Source organism: Streptomyces sp. HNM0574, from assembly GCF_012726235.1.
In the GTDB taxonomy this organism is placed as follows: Bacteria; Actinomycetota; Actinomycetes; order Streptomycetales; family Streptomycetaceae; genus Streptomyces.
In genome coordinates this window covers 98335-113961 of sequence record NZ_JAASAH010000020.1, presented here as the reverse complement: position 1 = coordinate 113961, position 15627 = coordinate 98335, and the positions used below count along the sequence as shown (strand labels likewise).

Sequence of the window (15627 nt, the reverse complement as noted above, 5' to 3'; positions counted from 1 at the left end):
GCGCGTGCTGCGGACGGGCATGGGGCCGCAGGCCGCACGGGCCGCGCTGGCGGGGGCACTGCGCGAGGAGCCGGGACACGGCGCGACGGCGGTGCTGGCCACCGGGTTCTGCGCGGGGCTCGCGCCCGGCATGCACCCGGGCGACCTCGTCGTCGCCACCGACACCCGGGACGGGGACCGGCGCACCGCCTGCACCGGAAGTGAGGTGCTGGCGGAGGCGCTGGCCGGGTTCGGGACGGTGCACACGGGGACGCTGGCCGGATCGGGGCACGTCGTGCGGGGTGCCGAGCGGGCGGCGCTGCGCGAGTCCACGGGAGCCGTCGCCGTAGACATGGAATCCGCCGCCACCCTGGGTGCGGCCGTCGCGGCGGCCGGTGAGCGGCCGGTTGCCGCCGTACGAGTGGTGGTCGACGCGCCAGGACACGAGCTGATTCGCATCGGCACGCTTCGCGGTGGAATATCGGCATTCATCATGCTACGCCGGGTTATGCCCGCGTTTGTCGAATGGCACCGATCCTTGCTGCTCCCCTGGAGGTGAGCGCGTCATGGCCATGCCGCTGCGCCAGACCGTCCGTATCGGCTCGTACCTGCTGAGCCAGAAGCTCCGACGGCGCGAGAAGTTCCCGCTGATCGTCGAACTGGAGCCGCTGTACGCCTGCAACCTCGCGTGCGAGGGGTGCGGCAAGATCCAGCACCCGGCCGGGGTCCTGAAGCAGCGGATGCCCGTCGCCCAGGCGGTCGGTGCCGTGCTGGAGTCCGGGGCGCCGATGGTCTCCATCGCGGGGGGCGAGCCGCTGATGCACCCCCAGATCGGGGAGATCGTCAAGCAGCTGGTGGCCCGCCGGAAGTACGTCTTCCTGTGCACCAACGCGATGCTGCTGCGCAAGAAGATGGACCAGTTCGAGCCGTCCCCGTACTTCGCCTTCGCGGTGCACATCGACGGGCTGCGGGAGCGGCACGACGAGTCCGTCGCGAAGGAGGGTGTGTTCGACGAGGCCGTGGCGGCGATGAAGGAGGCGAAGCGACGCGGCTTCCGCGTCACCACCAACTCGACCTTCTTCAACACCGACACCCCGCAGACCGTCGTCGAGGTGCTCAACTACCTCAACGACGACCTCAAGGTGGACGAGATGATGGTCTCGCCCGCCTACGCCTACGAGAAGGCGCCCGACCAGGAGCACTTCCTCGGCGTCGAGCAGACCAGGGAGCTGTTCCGCAAAGCCTTCGCCGACGGCAACCGGGACCGCTGGCGGCTCAACCACAGCCCGCTCTTCCTGGACTTCCTGGAGGGCCGCGCCGACTTCCCGTGCACGGCCTGGGCGATCCCCAACTACTCGCTCTACGGCTGGCAGCGCCCCTGCTACCTGATGAGCGACGGCTACGTCCCCACGTACAAGGAACTGGTCGAGGAGACCGACTGGGAGGCGTACGGGCGCGGCAAGGACCCGCGGTGCGCGAACTGCATGGCGCACTGCGGCTACGAACCCACCGCCGTGCTGGCGACCATGGGCTCGCTCAAGGAGTCGCTGCGCGCGGCCAGGGAGACCGTGCAGAACCCCAAGTAGCGGCGTACGAGGGTCGGTTGGCGGGATCACGGGGAGAGAGGGCGACCGAGGTGACGGGCTTCGACCTGGAGAAACTGCTCGGGGAGCGCCGGGACGAGCGGTACGAGCTGCACTCCCGGTATCTCAACCACCAACTGCCGCGCATGCTGCGCACCATCGGCTTCGACAAGTTCTACGAACGGGCCGAGGGCGCCTACTTCTACGACGCCGAGGGCCGCGACTACCTCGACATGCTCGCGGGCTTCGGCGTCATGGGGCTGGGCCGCAACCATCCCGTCGTACGGCAGGCCCTGCACGACGTGCTCGACCTGCAGCTCGCCGACCTGACCCGGTTCGACTGCCCGCCGCTGCCCGGGCTGCTCGCCGAGAAGCTGCTCGGGCACGCGCCGGGTCTGGACCGGGTGTTCTTCGGCAACTCGGGGACGGAGGCCGTCGAGACCGCGCTGAAGTTCGCCCGGCACGTCACGGGCCGGCCCCGCGTCCTGTACTGCGCGCACGCCTTCCACGGGCTGACCGCGGGCTCGCTGTCGGTCAACGGGGAGGAGGCGTTCCGGCGCGGGTTCGGGCCGCTGCTGCCGGGGGACGCGGTGCCGCTGGGCGATCTGGACGCGCTGGAGCGGGAGCTGCGGCGGGGCGACGTGGCCGCGTTCGTCGTCGAGCCGGTGCAGGGCAAGGGCGTGCACGAGGCGCCGCCCGGGTACCTGCGCGCGGCGGGTGAACTCCTGCGCCGGCACAAGGCGTTGCTGATCGCCGACGAGGTGCAGACGGGGCTCGGGCGCACCGGGGACTTCTTCGCGTACCAGCACGGGGAGGGCGCCGACCCGGATCTGGTGTGCGTGGCGAAGACGCTCTCCGGCGGGGTGGTGCCCGTCGGGGCGACGCTCGGCAAGGAGTGGATCTTCAAGAAGGTCTACTCGTCCATGGACCGGGTCCTGGTCCACTCGGCGAGCTTCGGCTCCAACGCGCAGGCCATGGCCGCCGGCCTCGCCACGCTGACGGTGCTGGAGGACGAGCGGCTGGTCGAGAACGCCCGGCGCACCGGCGACCTGCTGCGCGGCCGGCTCGCCGAACTCACCGGCAGGTACGAGCTGTTGCGCGAGGTGCGCGGGCGGGGGCTGATGATCGGCATCGAGTTCGGGCGGCCGTCCTCGCTCGGGCTGCGGAGCCGCTGGACGATGCTGCAGGCCGCCAGGAAGGGGCTGTTCGCGCAGCTGGTGGTGGTGCCGCTGCTCCAGCGGCACCGCATCCTGACCCAGGTCTCGGGCGACGAGCTGGAGGTCATCAAGCTCATCCCGCCGCTGATCGTGGGGGAGCGCGAGGTGGAGCGGTTCGTCGACGCGTTCGTCTCGATCATGGACGAGGCGCACGCGGGCGGCGGGCTGATCTGGGATTTCGGCCGCACCCTCGCGAAGCAGGCCGTCACCGCCCGCCGCTGAGGCGGCGGGGGCGACGGCCCGTGCGTCAGGAGTCTTCCAGCATGCGGCCCTGGAGGCGTTCCCGCGTCGCGGCGGTGAGGCCCAGGCCCTGGCTCAGGTAGGTGTCGACGTCGCCCCACAGCTCGGTGATCGTGTCGAAGGCGGCGGCGAGGTACGTCGGACGGGCGTCGAAGAGCGGCGCCAGGAGCTCCATGACCTCGGGCGACATGCCGGCCTCGGACTTGTCGCTGCGGCGGACCTTGTACCGGCGGTGCGGGGAGTTGGACTCCAGGTAGTCGGCCTCGATGGCCTCCTGGCGCACGCCCAGGGCGAGCAGCGTCACGGCGACGGACAGGCCCGCGCGGTCCTTGCCCGCCGCGCAGTGCATCAGCGCGGGGACGCTGTCCTCGGCGAGCGCCTGCAGCAGCCTGCCGTGCTCCTCGGTGCGGCCCTTGATGATGGCGCGGTAGGAGGAGATCATGCGGCCCGCGGCCTGGCCGTCGGCGAGGGCCGCGCGGAGCTGGTCGAGCTCGCCGTCCCGCACCATCGTCCAGAACTCGGCGCCGTCGGCGGGGTCGGTGAGAGGTATGTGGACGTTGCGGACGCCGGGGAGCGCGACGTCGGGGCCCTCCAGGGCCTGGTCGGCGGAGTTGCGGAAGTCGAAGATCGTGTGGAGGCCGAGGCCGCCGAGGAACGCGGCGTCCTCCTCGGTGGCGTGGGCCAGGTGTCCGCTGCGGTAGAGCACCCCCGGCCGCACCCGGCGTCCGTCCAGGGTGGGCAGGCCACCGACGTCACGGAAGTTACGGACTCCGGTCAGGGCGGCTTCGGCTTCGGCGGACTGCGTCACGGGCGCTCCTTCGGCTCTGCGGCTGCTGGGCGGCTCACGGCCGCGGGGTACGCGGCCAGGGCGGCGGCTCGGCTTCCCGGCCGCCCGCCGGTTCCCGGAACGCCGGGCTCCGGGCGACGCGGCCGGTGCTGCCGACGATACGTCATGGGTGCCGGGGGCAATCAGCGCTGTGCACGTGACGGTGCTGACAGTCGTCGCACGTCCGGGGCGTACGCGCCCGGCCCGCGCCCGGCCCGCGCCCGCCCGCGCAGGGGGGCGCGGGAAGGTGTCAGCGGGTGGCGCGCGGGGCGTGGTCGAGGCCGAGTTCGCGGGCGAGGGCCTCGTCGACCCAGGTCTCCATCCGGCGGCGGCCGAGGGCCTGCGGGTAGGCCGTCATCTGGACGGCGAGGCCGTCGATGAAGGCGGACAGCCGCCAGGCGGCGCCGCGCGGGTCCTCGCAGGCGAACTCGCCCGCGGTGACGCCCTCTTCGATCACCTCGGCGATGGCCGCCTTCCAGCGGCGGTCCAGGTTCTCGCTGACGGCGCGGAGTTCGGGCTCGCGCAGCGAAGCGGCCCAGCCCTCGATCCACAGCCGCCAGCCCTTGGCCTGACCCGTCGGCGCGTACCAACGGACCGCCGAGCGGAGCCTCTTGAGCGCCGGGCCGCGGCGGGAGAGGAGCGCGGAGAGCTTGTTCAGGTCGCTCTCCGCCGCGTGGGCGAAGGCGGCGGAGACGAGCTTCTCCTTGGTGTCGAAGTGATAGAGCACCAGCGCGTTGCTGATGCCCAGCTCCTTGGCGACGTCGGCGATGCGCAGCGCCGCCACCCCGCGCTCCTCGATCTGCCGTACGGCCGCGCTCAGCAGCTCCTCGCGCCGTTCGGCCACGCTCAACCGGATCCTGGCCACGGCGTCACTGTACACACGTCCGCACCCCTTGACGGCGTCGCGTCCCTGGTCCAGAGTCAGCCACTACTAACTGGAGGGTCAGTAGCTACTGTTCCGCTATTAAGTAGCGGAGGTTTGGAGCGAGCTGGCCGGGGCAGGGACAACCGAAGGAGCGAGCGCCTGTGACGGATCTGCGCCGAGCAGACGGGACCGACACACCACAGCAGAAGTCCGCACGGGCGCCCGACCTCTCGCTCTCGCCCGGCTGGGACGAACAGCGCGGCAGTCTCCGCAAGGACCTGCGCCGTACCGACGTCTTCTTCTTCCTCCTGTGCACGCTCGTCGGCATCGACACGATCGGCGCCGTCGCGGCCGAGGGACCGCAGGGGCTCACCTGGATGGTGATCCTCGCCTTCGTCTTCTTCCTCCCCTACGGCCTGCTGGTGTCCGAACTCGGATCCGCCTTCCCCGTGCAGGGCGGGCCATACGTGTGGACCCGGCTGGCCTTCGGGCGGCTGACCGCGGGGCTCAACCAGATCCTGTACTGGATCACCAACCCGGTCTGGATGGGCGGCAGTCTGTGCATCGTCGCGCTCACCACCTGGGAGCAGTTCTTCACGCCGCTGCCCGGCGTCGCCAAGTACGTGGCGGGGCTGGGTTTCATCTGGCTCGCGGCGCTGTGCGTGGTGCAGTCCGTACGGGTCGGGAAGTGGGTGCCGATCGCCGGGGCCGTCGCCCGGATCGTGCTGCTCGGGTTCTTCCTCGTCTCCGTCGTCCTCTACGCGTTCCGGCACGGGGTGCACGCGCTGCCCGCCGGTGACTTCCTGCCGACCTACGTGGGATTCGTCGGGCTCGTGCCCGTCCTCATCTTCAACTACGTCGGGTTCGAGCTGCCGAGCACGGCCGCCGAGGAGGTCAGGAACCCGCGCCGGGACATCCCGCTGGCGATCCTGCGCTCGGGGCTAGCCTCGTTCGCGCTGTACGGCGGGCCGATCCTCGGCATCCTCTTCGTGCTGCCCTCGGAGTCCATCCGCAGCCTCGGCGGCTTCATCGACGCCTCCAAGGCAGCCTTCACCGTCTACGGCGGGCACATCGCGGCCGACGGCACCGTCACCCTCTCCGGCGCGGGCGCCGTGCTGGGCGGCATCGCGGCGGCCGGCCTGATCATCGCGCTCCTGACCAGCGGCGTCACCTGGGCCATGGGTGCGCACCGGGCCCAGGCCGTGGCCTGCGCCGACGGCGCCGGGCCGGCCTGGCTGGGCAAGATCTCCGAAACGCGCGGCACGCCCGTCCGCGTCAACCTGCTCTCCGCGGTGATCGCCTCCGCGCTGTTCGTGGTCACCCTCAACCTCACGGGCGGGAACGCGGAGAAGTACTTCGCCGCCGGGATCAGCCTCACGATCTGCACCACCTTCATCTCGTACGTGATCACCTTCCCCTCGCTGCTGATGCTGCGCCGCAAGTACCCCGACACCCCGCGCCCGTACGCGGTGCCCGGCGGGTGGGCCGGTGCCTGGCTGGTGACGGGGCTGTCCACCGGGCTGGTGCTGTTCACCGTGATCGTGCTGATCTGGCCGGGCTTCGGCGTGGGCTGGTTCGGCACGGCCGGTGACCCGGCCGCCTCGCTGCCCGACGGGTTCGAGGGGCAGCGGACGGCGTACACCCTCAGCCAGGTGATCCCGCTGGCGCTGTTCCTCGTCGTCGGGCTCTGCTTCTACGCCCTCGGGGCGCCGGGACGCCGGGCGGCGCGTGCGGCGGAGGCCGGACGCGCGGCCGACGGGTCTTCGCAGGACGGGAGTTCGGCGTCCGTGGAGGCGGCAGCGGGGCTGCCCTCGCCGCGCTGAGGCCGTGCCGGGGTGCCGGGGCCGTCGCCGAGGGGCGGCGGCCCCGGCACCCCGGTGTCACGGGGCGGTGCCGTCCCGGGCGAGGACGCCGTGGGCGTCCAGCGCGACCGCGCCCGAGGGGTGGACCAGCAGCGGGTTCACCTCCAGCTCGGCCAGCTCCGGGTGTTCGACGGCGACCCGGGCCAGCGCGGTCAGCGCCCGCGCCGCCGCGTCGACGTCCAGGGAGGGCGCCCCGCGCCAGCCGTGCAGCAGCGGCGCGTGCCGCAGCGACAGCAGCAGGTTGCGGGCCCGCGCGTGGGTGACCGGCGCGAGGCAGAGGGCGGTGTCCGCGAGCAGTTCGGCCGTGACGCCGCCGATGCCCGCCATCAGCACCGGCCCGAAGGCCGGATCGTGCCGTACCCCGGCGATGAGTTCGACGGCGTGCGGGATGCGGGCCATGGCCTCGACGGCGTACGACCCGGCCGCCGTGGCCCGGCTCATCCGCGCGAACGCGGCCCGCAGCCGGGCCTCGTCGCCGATGCCGAGCGCGACGCCGCCCGCCTCCGTCTTGTGCGCCAGGCCCATCGCCTTCAGCACCAGCGGGAAGCCGACGCGTCCCGCCGCCTCGGCCGCCTCGTCGGCCGTGGTCACGAACTCGGCCTCGGGGAAGACGATTCCGCGGGCGCCGAGCAGCTCCCGCAGCGTGCGGTACCCGCCGTCGCACACGGGCGCCGCCGTGGCCCCGTCCGCGTCCGGGTCGGGGCCCGGGGGCGGGGCGCCGTCGTCCAGGCGGGTGCCCTCCGCCCAGCGGACGGCGTTGGCCAGCGCCGCGGCCGCCTGCTCGACGCGCTCGTAGACGGGGACGCCCCGGGAGCGCAGCAGCCGCAGGGCGGCCGTGTCCCGCGCCATCGTGTGCACGACCAGCGGACGGCCCGACTCCCCGACGGCGTCCGCGAGTTCGGTGGCCACCGCGCACTCCAGCCACTCGTGCTCGGGGTTGTCGCTGGCGTAGTCGCCGAAGTAGCCGGTGAGCACGGCCGCGTCCGCGTCGCCGGTCAGCAGCGTCCGGGCGACCCGCGCGTAGGTGGTCAGATCGGCCTCGCCCGCGCCCGCGAGGTCCACGGGGTTGCCGCGGGCCGCGCCGGCGGGCAGCAGCCGGGACAGCGCCTCGGCCGTGTCCGGGGAGGGCTCGGCCACGTCGAGCCCGCGCTCGGCGAGCTCGTCCGCGGCCAGCGCGCCCTGCCCGCCGCTGTCCCCCGCGACCGCGACCCGGCGCCCGGTGGCGCGGGCCGGGGAGAGCAACGCGACGGCCGTGTCGACGAGTTCGCCCGCGCTGTCCAGCAGCAGCGCGCCCGCCTCCTGGCACATGGAACGGACCGTGGCGCGGGCGCTGACCAGCGCGCCGGTGTGCGAGGCCGCGGCCCGGCCGGAGGCGGCGCTGCGGCCGACGGTGAGCAGCAGCACGGGCTTGCCCGCGTCCCGCGCGGCGGCGAGGGTGCGGGCGAGGCGGCGGCCGTCGCGGAAGTCCTCGATGTACGCGGCGATCACCCGGGTCGGCTCGTGCCCGACGAGGCTGTCCAGCACGTCGGCCGCGTCGATCCCGCGCTGGTTCCCGAGCGAGACGAAACGGGAGATGCCCTGGCCGGAGCGGCGCAGCAGCCGGGCCAGTTCGAGCGCGAGGTTGCCGCTCTGCGAGACCAGGCCGATGTCGCCGCGCGGGAACTCGCCCCAGGTCAGGTTGAGTTCGGTGCCGGTGTCGACGACGCCCATGCAGTTCGGGCCGAGCAGCCGGCCGCCGTGCGCGGCGACCAGAGCGGCGAGCGCGCGTTCCTCGGCGGGCGCGGACGCCGGCCCCTCCTCGCCGTGGGCGCCGGAGGTGACGACGGTGAACTGCCGTGCCCCCACGGCCAGTCCGTCCAGCACGGTCTGCCGGACGGAGGGCGGGGGCACGGCGACCACGACGTGCTCGGGCCGCGCGCCGAGCGCGTCCAGCGAGGGGCGGAAGGGGACCCCGCCGAGGGCGCCGCCGCGCCGGTTGACCAGGTGCACGGCGCGGCGGTCCCGTCCGGCGAGGGCGCCTGTGGCCAGCCAGTAGCCCCACTTGCGGGGCGACTCGGACGCGCCGACGACGGCCACCGAGCCCGGGTCGAACAGCGGCCCGGCGAGCGGGTGCGCCGCTTCCGCCCGGTGTTCCGAAGGGGCCACGTCGCCCTCGTCGGGAGGCTGTTGGGGAGTCACCTGTACCACCCGAACCTTTCGGCCATGACCGGCAGCCGGTCGGCGACGAGGGCGTGCGCGGCGGCGCGGGGCGTGCTGCCGTCGGCGTCGGCGCGGGCCAGCATCCGGTCGATCAGCGCGCGCATGGACCGCCGGGTGTAGGCGAAGGCGGCGTCCGCGTCGGCCGGGACGTCACCGAAGAGGGTCCACCACCACCAGGCGTTGGTACCGGAGTTGACCACCACGTCCGGCAGCACCGTCACCCCGCGGTCGGTGAGCAGCTTCTCCGCGCCCGGCAGCACGGGCATGTTGGCCGCCTCGACGATCAGCCCGGCCGTGACCAGGTGCTGGTTGTCCTCGTCGATCGCGTAACTGACGGCGGCGGGCACCAGCACGTCGGCCCCGGCCTCCAGCCACGCCTCACGCGGCAGCCGCCGCACCGACTCCGGGAGGCCCTCGCGGCGTACGGCGCCGTGCCCGTCGCGCGCGGCGAGCAGCGCCTCGACGTCGAGCCCGGCCGGGTCGGCGAGGGTGCCGTGCACATCGGCGACGGCGACGACCCGCAGCCCGGCGCGGGCCAGGAACCGCGCGGTGGCGCCGCCCATGGTGCCCAGCCCCTGCACGGCGACGGTCGTCTCCCCGTACGGGGTGCCCGCGCGGTCCAGGGTGGCGAGCACGGCCTCGGCGACCCCGCAGCCGCCGACGAGTTCGTCCAGACCGATGCCGTCCACCTCGACGGCGAACGCGTCGGCGAGCCGCTGCCGCGCGGCCTCCTCGTCGTCCAGCAGCGGGTGCACGGCCTGCACCGTGGAGTCGATCCCGGCCTCCCGCGCGGCGCGGTCGACGGTGTCCTGGGTGAGCCCGAGGTCCTCGCCCGTCGTCCAGAACTGTTCGACGATCGGGCGCACGGCCCGCAGGAAGCGCACGAGGACGCCGTACGCCTCCGGGTCGCGCGGGTCGCAGTCGATGCCGCCCTTGGCGCCGCCGAGCGGGATGTAGCGGGCCTCGGGGTCGTAGTGCAGGGCTTCCTTCATCGTCATGCCGCGCGCGAGGCCGGTCACCTCCTCCAGGGTGCAGCCCTCGCGCATCCGCAGCCCGCCGCTGGAGACGCCGCGCAGCAGCCGGTCGACGACGACGTGGCCCCGGCGCCCGGTGACGGGGTCGGTCCAGGTGGTGGCGAGCAACGGCGCGGGCAGGGCGGCCGGTTCGGGGGTGCGGGCGGGTTCCTGGGTCGTGGCGGGGGCGGTCACGGGGTGGGCTCCTCGGTGCTCTGCGGGTGTGTGGCCGGTGCGGTTTCGGGGACGACGACCAGGGTCGGTCCGGGGAAGGTGAGCGCGGTGCGCAGCGCGGCGGACAGCTCGTCCGGGGTGCGGGCGTGCGCGCCGGCGCCGCCGTAGGCGCGGGCGAGCGCCGGGAGGTCGACGGCGGGCAGGTCGACGGCGGTGGGGGAGTCGCCGCGTGCGGCCATCCCGTCGCGGATCTCGCCGTAGCCGCCGTTGTCGAACACCACGACGGGCAGCGGCAGTCGGAGCGCGGCGGCCGTCGCCAGCTCCTGCACGCTGAACTGGAGCCCGCCGTCCCCGCTGAGCGCGACGACCTGGCGGTCCGGTGCCGCGGCCTTGGCGCCGACGGCGGCGGGCAGCGCGTACCCGAGCGTGCCGAAGCCGGTCGGGTGGAGATACCGGCCCGAGGGGCCGAGCGGCAGGTGCGGGAGCGCGCCGTAGTAGCAGCACTGCGCGCTGTCGGAGGTGAGCACGGCGTCCTCGTCCAGCACGGACCGCAGCGCGTCGAGGTACGGCACCCAGCGCGCGTCCCGCTCCCGGGTCTCGGCGGTACGCGCCCGGCGCAGCGCCCCGGCCTCCTCCGGCGCGCGGGGGCGCGGGTCCGGCGCGCACGCGTCCAACTCGCGGTGCAGCGCGTCGAGTACGGCCCCCGCGTCGCCGACCAGCGGGACGTCCGCGGGGAGCCCGGCGTACATCTGGCCCGGGTCGGCGTCGGCCCGGAGCAGGGTGCCGCGCAGCGGGAGCCGGTCCACCCAGGTGTCGGCCTCGGCGAGTTCGGTGCCGACGGCGAGGACCACGTCGCGCTCCGCGAGCCACTCCTGGACGGCGGGGCTGTGCAGCCCGACGCCGAGCGCCAGCGGATGCGTCTCGTCCAGCACGCCCTTGCCGTTCGCCGTCGTCACCAGCGGAGCCCCGAGCCGCTCGGCCAGCGTCCGCAGCCCGGCGGCGGCCCCGCGCGCGCCGCCGCCGGCGACCAGCGCGGGCCGCTCCGCCGCGGCCAGCGCCCGCGCGGCGGCGCGCACCGGCTCCGGCGCGGGGGAGGCGGGCACCACGGGCGGCGCGGTGCAGGGCGGGCCCGGGTCCCCGGTGGCCTCCAGCAGGTCGAGCGGGATCTCCAGGTGGGCGGGGCGGGGCCGGCCGCCGGTGAAGAGGGCGAAGGCGCGGGCCACGGCCGGGCCGATCTCGGCCACCGAGCTCACCCGGTGGCTGAAGGCGACGACGCCGTCCAGCGCCCGGGTCTGGCTGCGCATCTCGTGCAGCAGCCCCGTCGGCAGCGCCGGGTGGCGCAGCGGCATCCCCGGCGAGACGACGAGCAGCGGAACGCTGTCCGAGTACGCCTGCCCGGCCGCCGCCGCGATGTTGAGCAGCGCGGGCCCCGTGGTGGTGACGGCGACGCCGGGGCGACCGGTGAGGCGCGCGTACGCGTCGGCGGCGTACCCCGCGCCCTGCTCGTGCCGGGGGTTGACGTGCCGGATGCCGTGCCGGGGGAGGTGCCGGTAGATCTCCAGGTTGTGCGTGCCGGGGATGCCGAAGGCGAGTTCGGCGCCGTGCGCGGCGAGGGCCCGCACCAGCGCCTCCCCGCCGGTGACGGGGGTCCGGGCGTCCTCAACTGCCAGGAGTGGCAGTCCTGTTGAGGCTTCGCGGGTGGTGGTGGGCGTGCTCATCACAGGCTCCGGGAGATGATCAGTCGCATGATGTCGGAGGTTCCTTCCTCGATCTCCTCCAGCTTCGCGTCGCGCATCCAGCGCTCCACGGGGTGCTCGCGCGAGTAGCCCCAGCCGCCGAGCGTCTGGACGGCGGCCCAGGTGCACCACGCCGCGGTCTCGGAGGCGGAGAGCTTCGCCATGGCGGCCTCGGCCGTCGCGTCGAGCCCCGCGTCGAGGCGTTTGGCGGCGCGCCAGGTCGCAAGCCGGGACTCGGCGATGCGGCGCCGCATGTCGGCCAGCCGGAAGGCGACGGCCTGGTGCTCCACGAGCGGCTTCCCGAACTGCTCGCGCTCCTTGGCGTACGCCGTGGCGTACTCGAAGGCGGCGCGCGCGACACCGGTGGCCGCGGCGCCCAGCACCACGCGCGAGATGTCGAAGGTCCGCATCAGTCCGGAGAAGCCCGCGCCCTCGGCGCCGAGCCGGTCCTCCTCGGGGACGAAGACCTCGTCGAGGAAGATCTCCCGGCAGACGATGGCCCGTTGGCCCATCTTCCGCATCGGCGCGCCGAAGCGCAGCCCCTCGGCGTCGCCGCGCAGCAGGAACGCGGTGACGCCGCGTGCCCGCGCCGCCGGGTCGGTCTTGGCGAAGACGACGTACTGTCCGGCCTCGCCCGCGTTGGAGATCCACGCCTTCTGGCCGCGGAGCAGGTACCCCCGGCGCCCCTCGCGGGTGGCGGGGGCCGCGGTGGTGCGGATGGACGCGGCGTCGGAACCGGCCTCGGGTTCGGTGGTGGCGAGCGCGGTCATGGGGGTGTCCGGGCCGGTGAGCGGGGTGAGCCAGGTGCGCTTCTGCTCCTCGGTGCCGAGCGCGAGCACGGGGTCGGCGAAGAACCCGTTCGAGCACAGCAGGTTGCCGATGCCCAGGTCGCCGACGCACAGCTCCTCCTGCACGAGGCACTGCGTGAACACGTCCGTGAACCCGCCGCCCCCGTACTCCTCCGGAAGCATGAACCCGGTGATGCCGACCTCGGCGGCGGCCCGCCACAGGTCACGGGGTGTGACGGTGTCGTCCTCGTCGACGTCGTGCGCGCGGGGGCGGATGCGCTCGCGCGCGAAGGTGCGGGTGAGGTCGACGATGTCGCTCTGCTCGGGCGTCAACGGGCAGAGCTCCGTGGGGAGATCCGCGGGGAGATCGGCCATGGTCCCTCCGGCTGGGCGTGGTGGCTCGGGGCGGGCGCGCGGGCAGGGCACGCGCCCGGTAACTGAATAGCGATTCAGTACGTGGGCTCAGTATCGGGACCGTGCCGAACGTGTGTCAACGGGGCGGGCCAGGTGCGTACTGATTGGCGAGTCAGGAGTGGTTGACGTGCCGCACCGTGCCGTGCGAGGTGCGGCGCGGGAGGGCGCGGGTCGGGGCTCGCGCGGCACGCCGGGCGCCCCGCCGTGCCGCGGTTGCCCCGCCGGTGCGGGCTCCCCGGCGTCCCGGCCGGGGTAGGCGGCGGGTGCGGCACCCGCCCTCCGGGGCGCCGGCGGCCCGCCCCGTTCCGCCGTGCCGGGGACTCATCAACTCGTCCTCGTCGCAGGGGAATTGCGCGCCGTATTACCCGGGAGTTTCGTCAAACGCGTGCGCGAAAAGGTCACTCGATAGGGGCTGGCGAGGGGTGGCGAATATGCCAACCGTGCCCTGTCCCGGTTCTCCTGGCGATTAGCGTGGCTCCGGCGCTGGAAGAGACCGCGCCGCCACCCGAATTCACCGCCATGAGACCTCAACTCGCCCGAGGAATCCGATGCCTGAACCCCCGAGCCACGCGGCGCCGACCGGAAAGGCGGCGAACGGCTCCGCCCGGCACGGCAGGGCACCGGTGAGGGAGAGCGCCGCCGACGCGGCCCTGCGCCACAGCGCGGTGCGTCAGGCCGTGGTGCCCGCCGTGACCGTCTCCGGCGCGGCCGCCGCCGTCACCGCCTACGCCCTGACCCGCACCGGCAGCGGCGCCGCCGCACGCACGGACCCCGCGCTGTGGGCCGCGTTCGGCGGCGGCCTGCTGTTCGTCTGCCTCGTCGTCGCCCTCGCCGCGCACCACGCGTCCGCCTCGGCCCGCGCGGCGCAGGAACGGTACGCGGCGCTCCGCCGGTCCGTCGCCCGCGGCCGCGCCGAGGCCCGCACGCTGGTGCGCGGGCTCGAACAGGGCGAGCGGCTCCCCGAGCGCACCGGCACCCCGCCGCCGGACGGTCCCGACCCCGAGGCCGACGCGCTCGACCACCTCGCCCACGAGATCGGCCTCGCCCGCCGCACCGCCGAGGAGGCGATCGGCCGCGCCGCCGCCTTCGTCGAGAGCAGCTCCAGCGGGAGCCAGGAGCAGGTCGAGGTCTTCGTCAACCTCTCGCGCAGGCTCCAGTCCCTGGTGCACCGCGAGATCGAGCTGCTGGACGAGCTGGAGAACAAGGTCGAGGACCCCGACCTGCTCAAGGGCCTCTTCCAGCTCGACCACCTGACCACCCGCATCCGGCGGCACGCGGAGAACCTCGCCGTCCTCGGCGGCGCCGTCTCCCGCCGCCAGTGGAACCGGCCCGTCACCACCACCGAGGTGCTCCGCTCCGCCACGGCCGAGGTCGAGCAGTACTCGCGGGTGAAGCTCGTCCCGCCGGTCCAGGGCACCCTGAGCGGGCACGCCGTCGCCGACGTCATCCACCTGCTCGCCGAACTCGTCGAGAACGCCACGGTGTTCTCCTCCCCGCAGACCCACGTCGTGCTGCGCGCCCAGCAGGTGACGGCCGGGCTCGCGATCGAGGTCGAGGACCGCGGTCTGGGCATGACGCCCGCCGAGCAGAACCGGATGAACGCCGTCCTCTCCGACCCGGACCGGGTCGACGTCGGCCAGCTGCTCCAGGACGGCCGGATCGGCCTGTTCGTCGTCTCGGCCCTCGCCCGGCGGCACGGCATCGTCGTCCAGCTGCAGAGCAACATCTACGGCGGCATCCAGGCCGTCCTGGTCCTGCCCCGCGACCTGCTCGGCGCCGAACAGGCGGCCGTGGAGGCCGGGCCCTCGGCGAAGACCGAGGAGGCTCCGTCCGCCGCCGGCTCCGCCGCGGAGGCGGCGACTTCGGCGTCCGGCGCGTCCCCGGCCGCTCAGCCCGCCGCGGGCACGGGTACGCCGCCCGCCGGGGTGCCGGGCCCGCGGCACGCGGCGCCCGCCGGTGAGCCCGTCGTCGCCGGTGGCCAGGCGGCCGGTGAGCCGCGGCCGTTGCCCCGGCGCAGGCCGCAGGGCGGCGGCCCCGGCTCGTACGCGACGCCCGAGCCGCCGCCGATATCCACCACCGTCCGCGACCCCGCCGGAACCCCCGCGGGCCCGGCGCCCGAGACGCCCCCGGCACCGGAACCCCCGGTCACGGAGCCGCAGCCGACCGCCGAACAGCCCCCGCACGCCCCGGAGTTCGCCGACCCGCGCGCGTACGCCCCGGAGCACGCCGGAGCCCCGCCGCACGCCGACGGAGCGACCCCCGGTGGCGTCCCCGTCCCCGGCCCCCCGCACGTCGTCGGCACACCGGCGGCCGGGGTGCCCGCCGGGGGCGAGGGGGCGCCGGAGGCGGCCGGCGGTGTGGTGCCCTGCGGGGACCGGCCCGGGCTGCCGAGGCGGCAGCGCCAGCAGCACCTCGTTCCCGAACTGCGCGCACCGGCGGCCACGCGCCGGAGCGCCGAGCACGCCGACGATTCCGACCGGGGGCACGACCCCGGTCTGATGGCCGCCTTCCAGCGCGGCACGAGCCTTGCCGAGGACACCGACAGCTATGACGACAGCCATACCGACGGCATCGGCGGCGCAGCCGCCGCCCCCGGGGCTCCGGCCCGGACAGCACCGGAGGGACCCGCGGACCCCGGATTCCCCGGTTCCGCCGACTCCCGGGCCCCGGCCGGAGATGTCCCTCCGTCCGGAGAGCTCCCCCGCCCCGCCCGTTAGTGCGGCCTCGTCCC

At 74.6% G+C, this 15627-nt stretch carries 11 protein-coding genes; 5 read left to right on the top strand and 6 right to left on the bottom strand.

Translation table 11 applies throughout. The features are described from left to right. The 3 genes from HCC30_RS25875 to HCC30_RS25865 form a co-directional block, all read left to right on the top strand. On the top strand, positions 1-538 hold a 538-nt coding region (locus HCC30_RS25875), incomplete at its 5' end, for a 1-hydroxy-2-methyl-2-butenyl 4-diphosphate reductase (RefSeq protein ID WP_169445197.1). A gap of 7 nt (positions 539-545) precedes the next feature. After that, positions 546-1565: an adenosyl-hopene transferase HpnH gene (gene hpnH / locus HCC30_RS25870; protein WP_169445196.1), complete on the top strand. Its 1020-nt coding sequence runs from the start codon at positions 546-548 to the stop codon at positions 1563-1565. A gap of 50 nt (positions 1566-1615) precedes the next feature. Further along, entirely contained in the window at positions 1616-3001 is a 1386-nt protein-coding gene (locus tag HCC30_RS25865; RefSeq protein WP_169445195.1) for an aspartate aminotransferase family protein, read from the top strand. 25 nt (positions 3002-3026) lie between these two features. Here HCC30_RS25865 and HCC30_RS25860 read toward each other — a convergent pair whose 3' ends face one another. Both HCC30_RS25860 and HCC30_RS25855 read right to left on the bottom strand, forming a co-directional pair. Next, complete coding sequence (locus HCC30_RS25860; protein ID WP_169445194.1) at positions 3027-3827, bottom strand: tyrosine-protein phosphatase; 801 nt, start codon at positions 3825-3827, stop codon at positions 3027-3029. Between the two features lie 268 nt (positions 3828-4095). Next, positions 4096-4710 carry a TetR/AcrR family transcriptional regulator gene (locus HCC30_RS25855; protein WP_346776815.1) on the bottom strand — a complete coding sequence of 205 codons (615 nt, stop codon included), beginning with the start codon at positions 4708-4710 and terminating at the stop codon, positions 4096-4098. Between the two features lie 161 nt (positions 4711-4871). On the opposite strand from HCC30_RS25855, the gene HCC30_RS25850 reads away from it, so the two are divergent. Further along, complete coding sequence (locus HCC30_RS25850) at positions 4872-6533, top strand: APC family permease (protein WP_346776814.1); 1662 nt, start codon at positions 4872-4874, stop codon at positions 6531-6533. A 57-nt stretch (positions 6534-6590) separates the two neighbouring features. On the opposite strand, the gene HCC30_RS25845 is transcribed toward HCC30_RS25850, so the two are convergent. Genes HCC30_RS25845 through HCC30_RS25830 form a run of 4 tightly spaced genes read right to left on the bottom strand, consistent with a single transcriptional unit; the run spans position 6591 to position 12857 of the window. Then, positions 6591-8717, bottom strand: a complete 2127-nt coding sequence (locus tag HCC30_RS25845) for an acetate--CoA ligase family protein (RefSeq protein WP_346776813.1) — start codon at positions 8715-8717, stop codon at positions 6591-6593. 29 nt (positions 8718-8746) lie between these two features. Next, the gene (locus HCC30_RS25840) at positions 8747-9925 is read right to left on the bottom strand and encodes a Glu/Leu/Phe/Val dehydrogenase dimerization domain-containing protein (RefSeq protein ID WP_169445214.1); all 1179 of its coding nucleotides are present in this window, start codon (positions 9923-9925) and stop codon (positions 8747-8749) included. 50 nt (positions 9926-9975) lie between these two features. Further along, positions 9976-11676, bottom strand: a complete 1701-nt coding sequence (locus HCC30_RS25835; protein WP_169445193.1) for a 5-guanidino-2-oxopentanoate decarboxylase — start codon at positions 11674-11676, stop codon at positions 9976-9978. Further along, positions 11676-12857 (bottom strand): acyl-CoA dehydrogenase family protein, encoded by a 1182-nt coding sequence (locus HCC30_RS25830; protein WP_169445192.1) that lies wholly within the window; start codon positions 12855-12857, stop codon positions 11676-11678. The genes HCC30_RS25835 and HCC30_RS25830 overlap by 1 nt, the downstream gene beginning before the upstream one ends. A 587-nt stretch (positions 12858-13444) precedes the next feature. On the opposite strand from HCC30_RS25830, the gene HCC30_RS29085 reads away from it, so the two are divergent. Further along, positions 13445-15613 (top strand): ATP-binding protein, encoded by a 2169-nt coding sequence (locus HCC30_RS29085; RefSeq protein WP_206324322.1) that lies wholly within the window; start codon positions 13445-13447, stop codon positions 15611-15613. Positions 15614-15627: the final 14 nt, after the last annotated feature.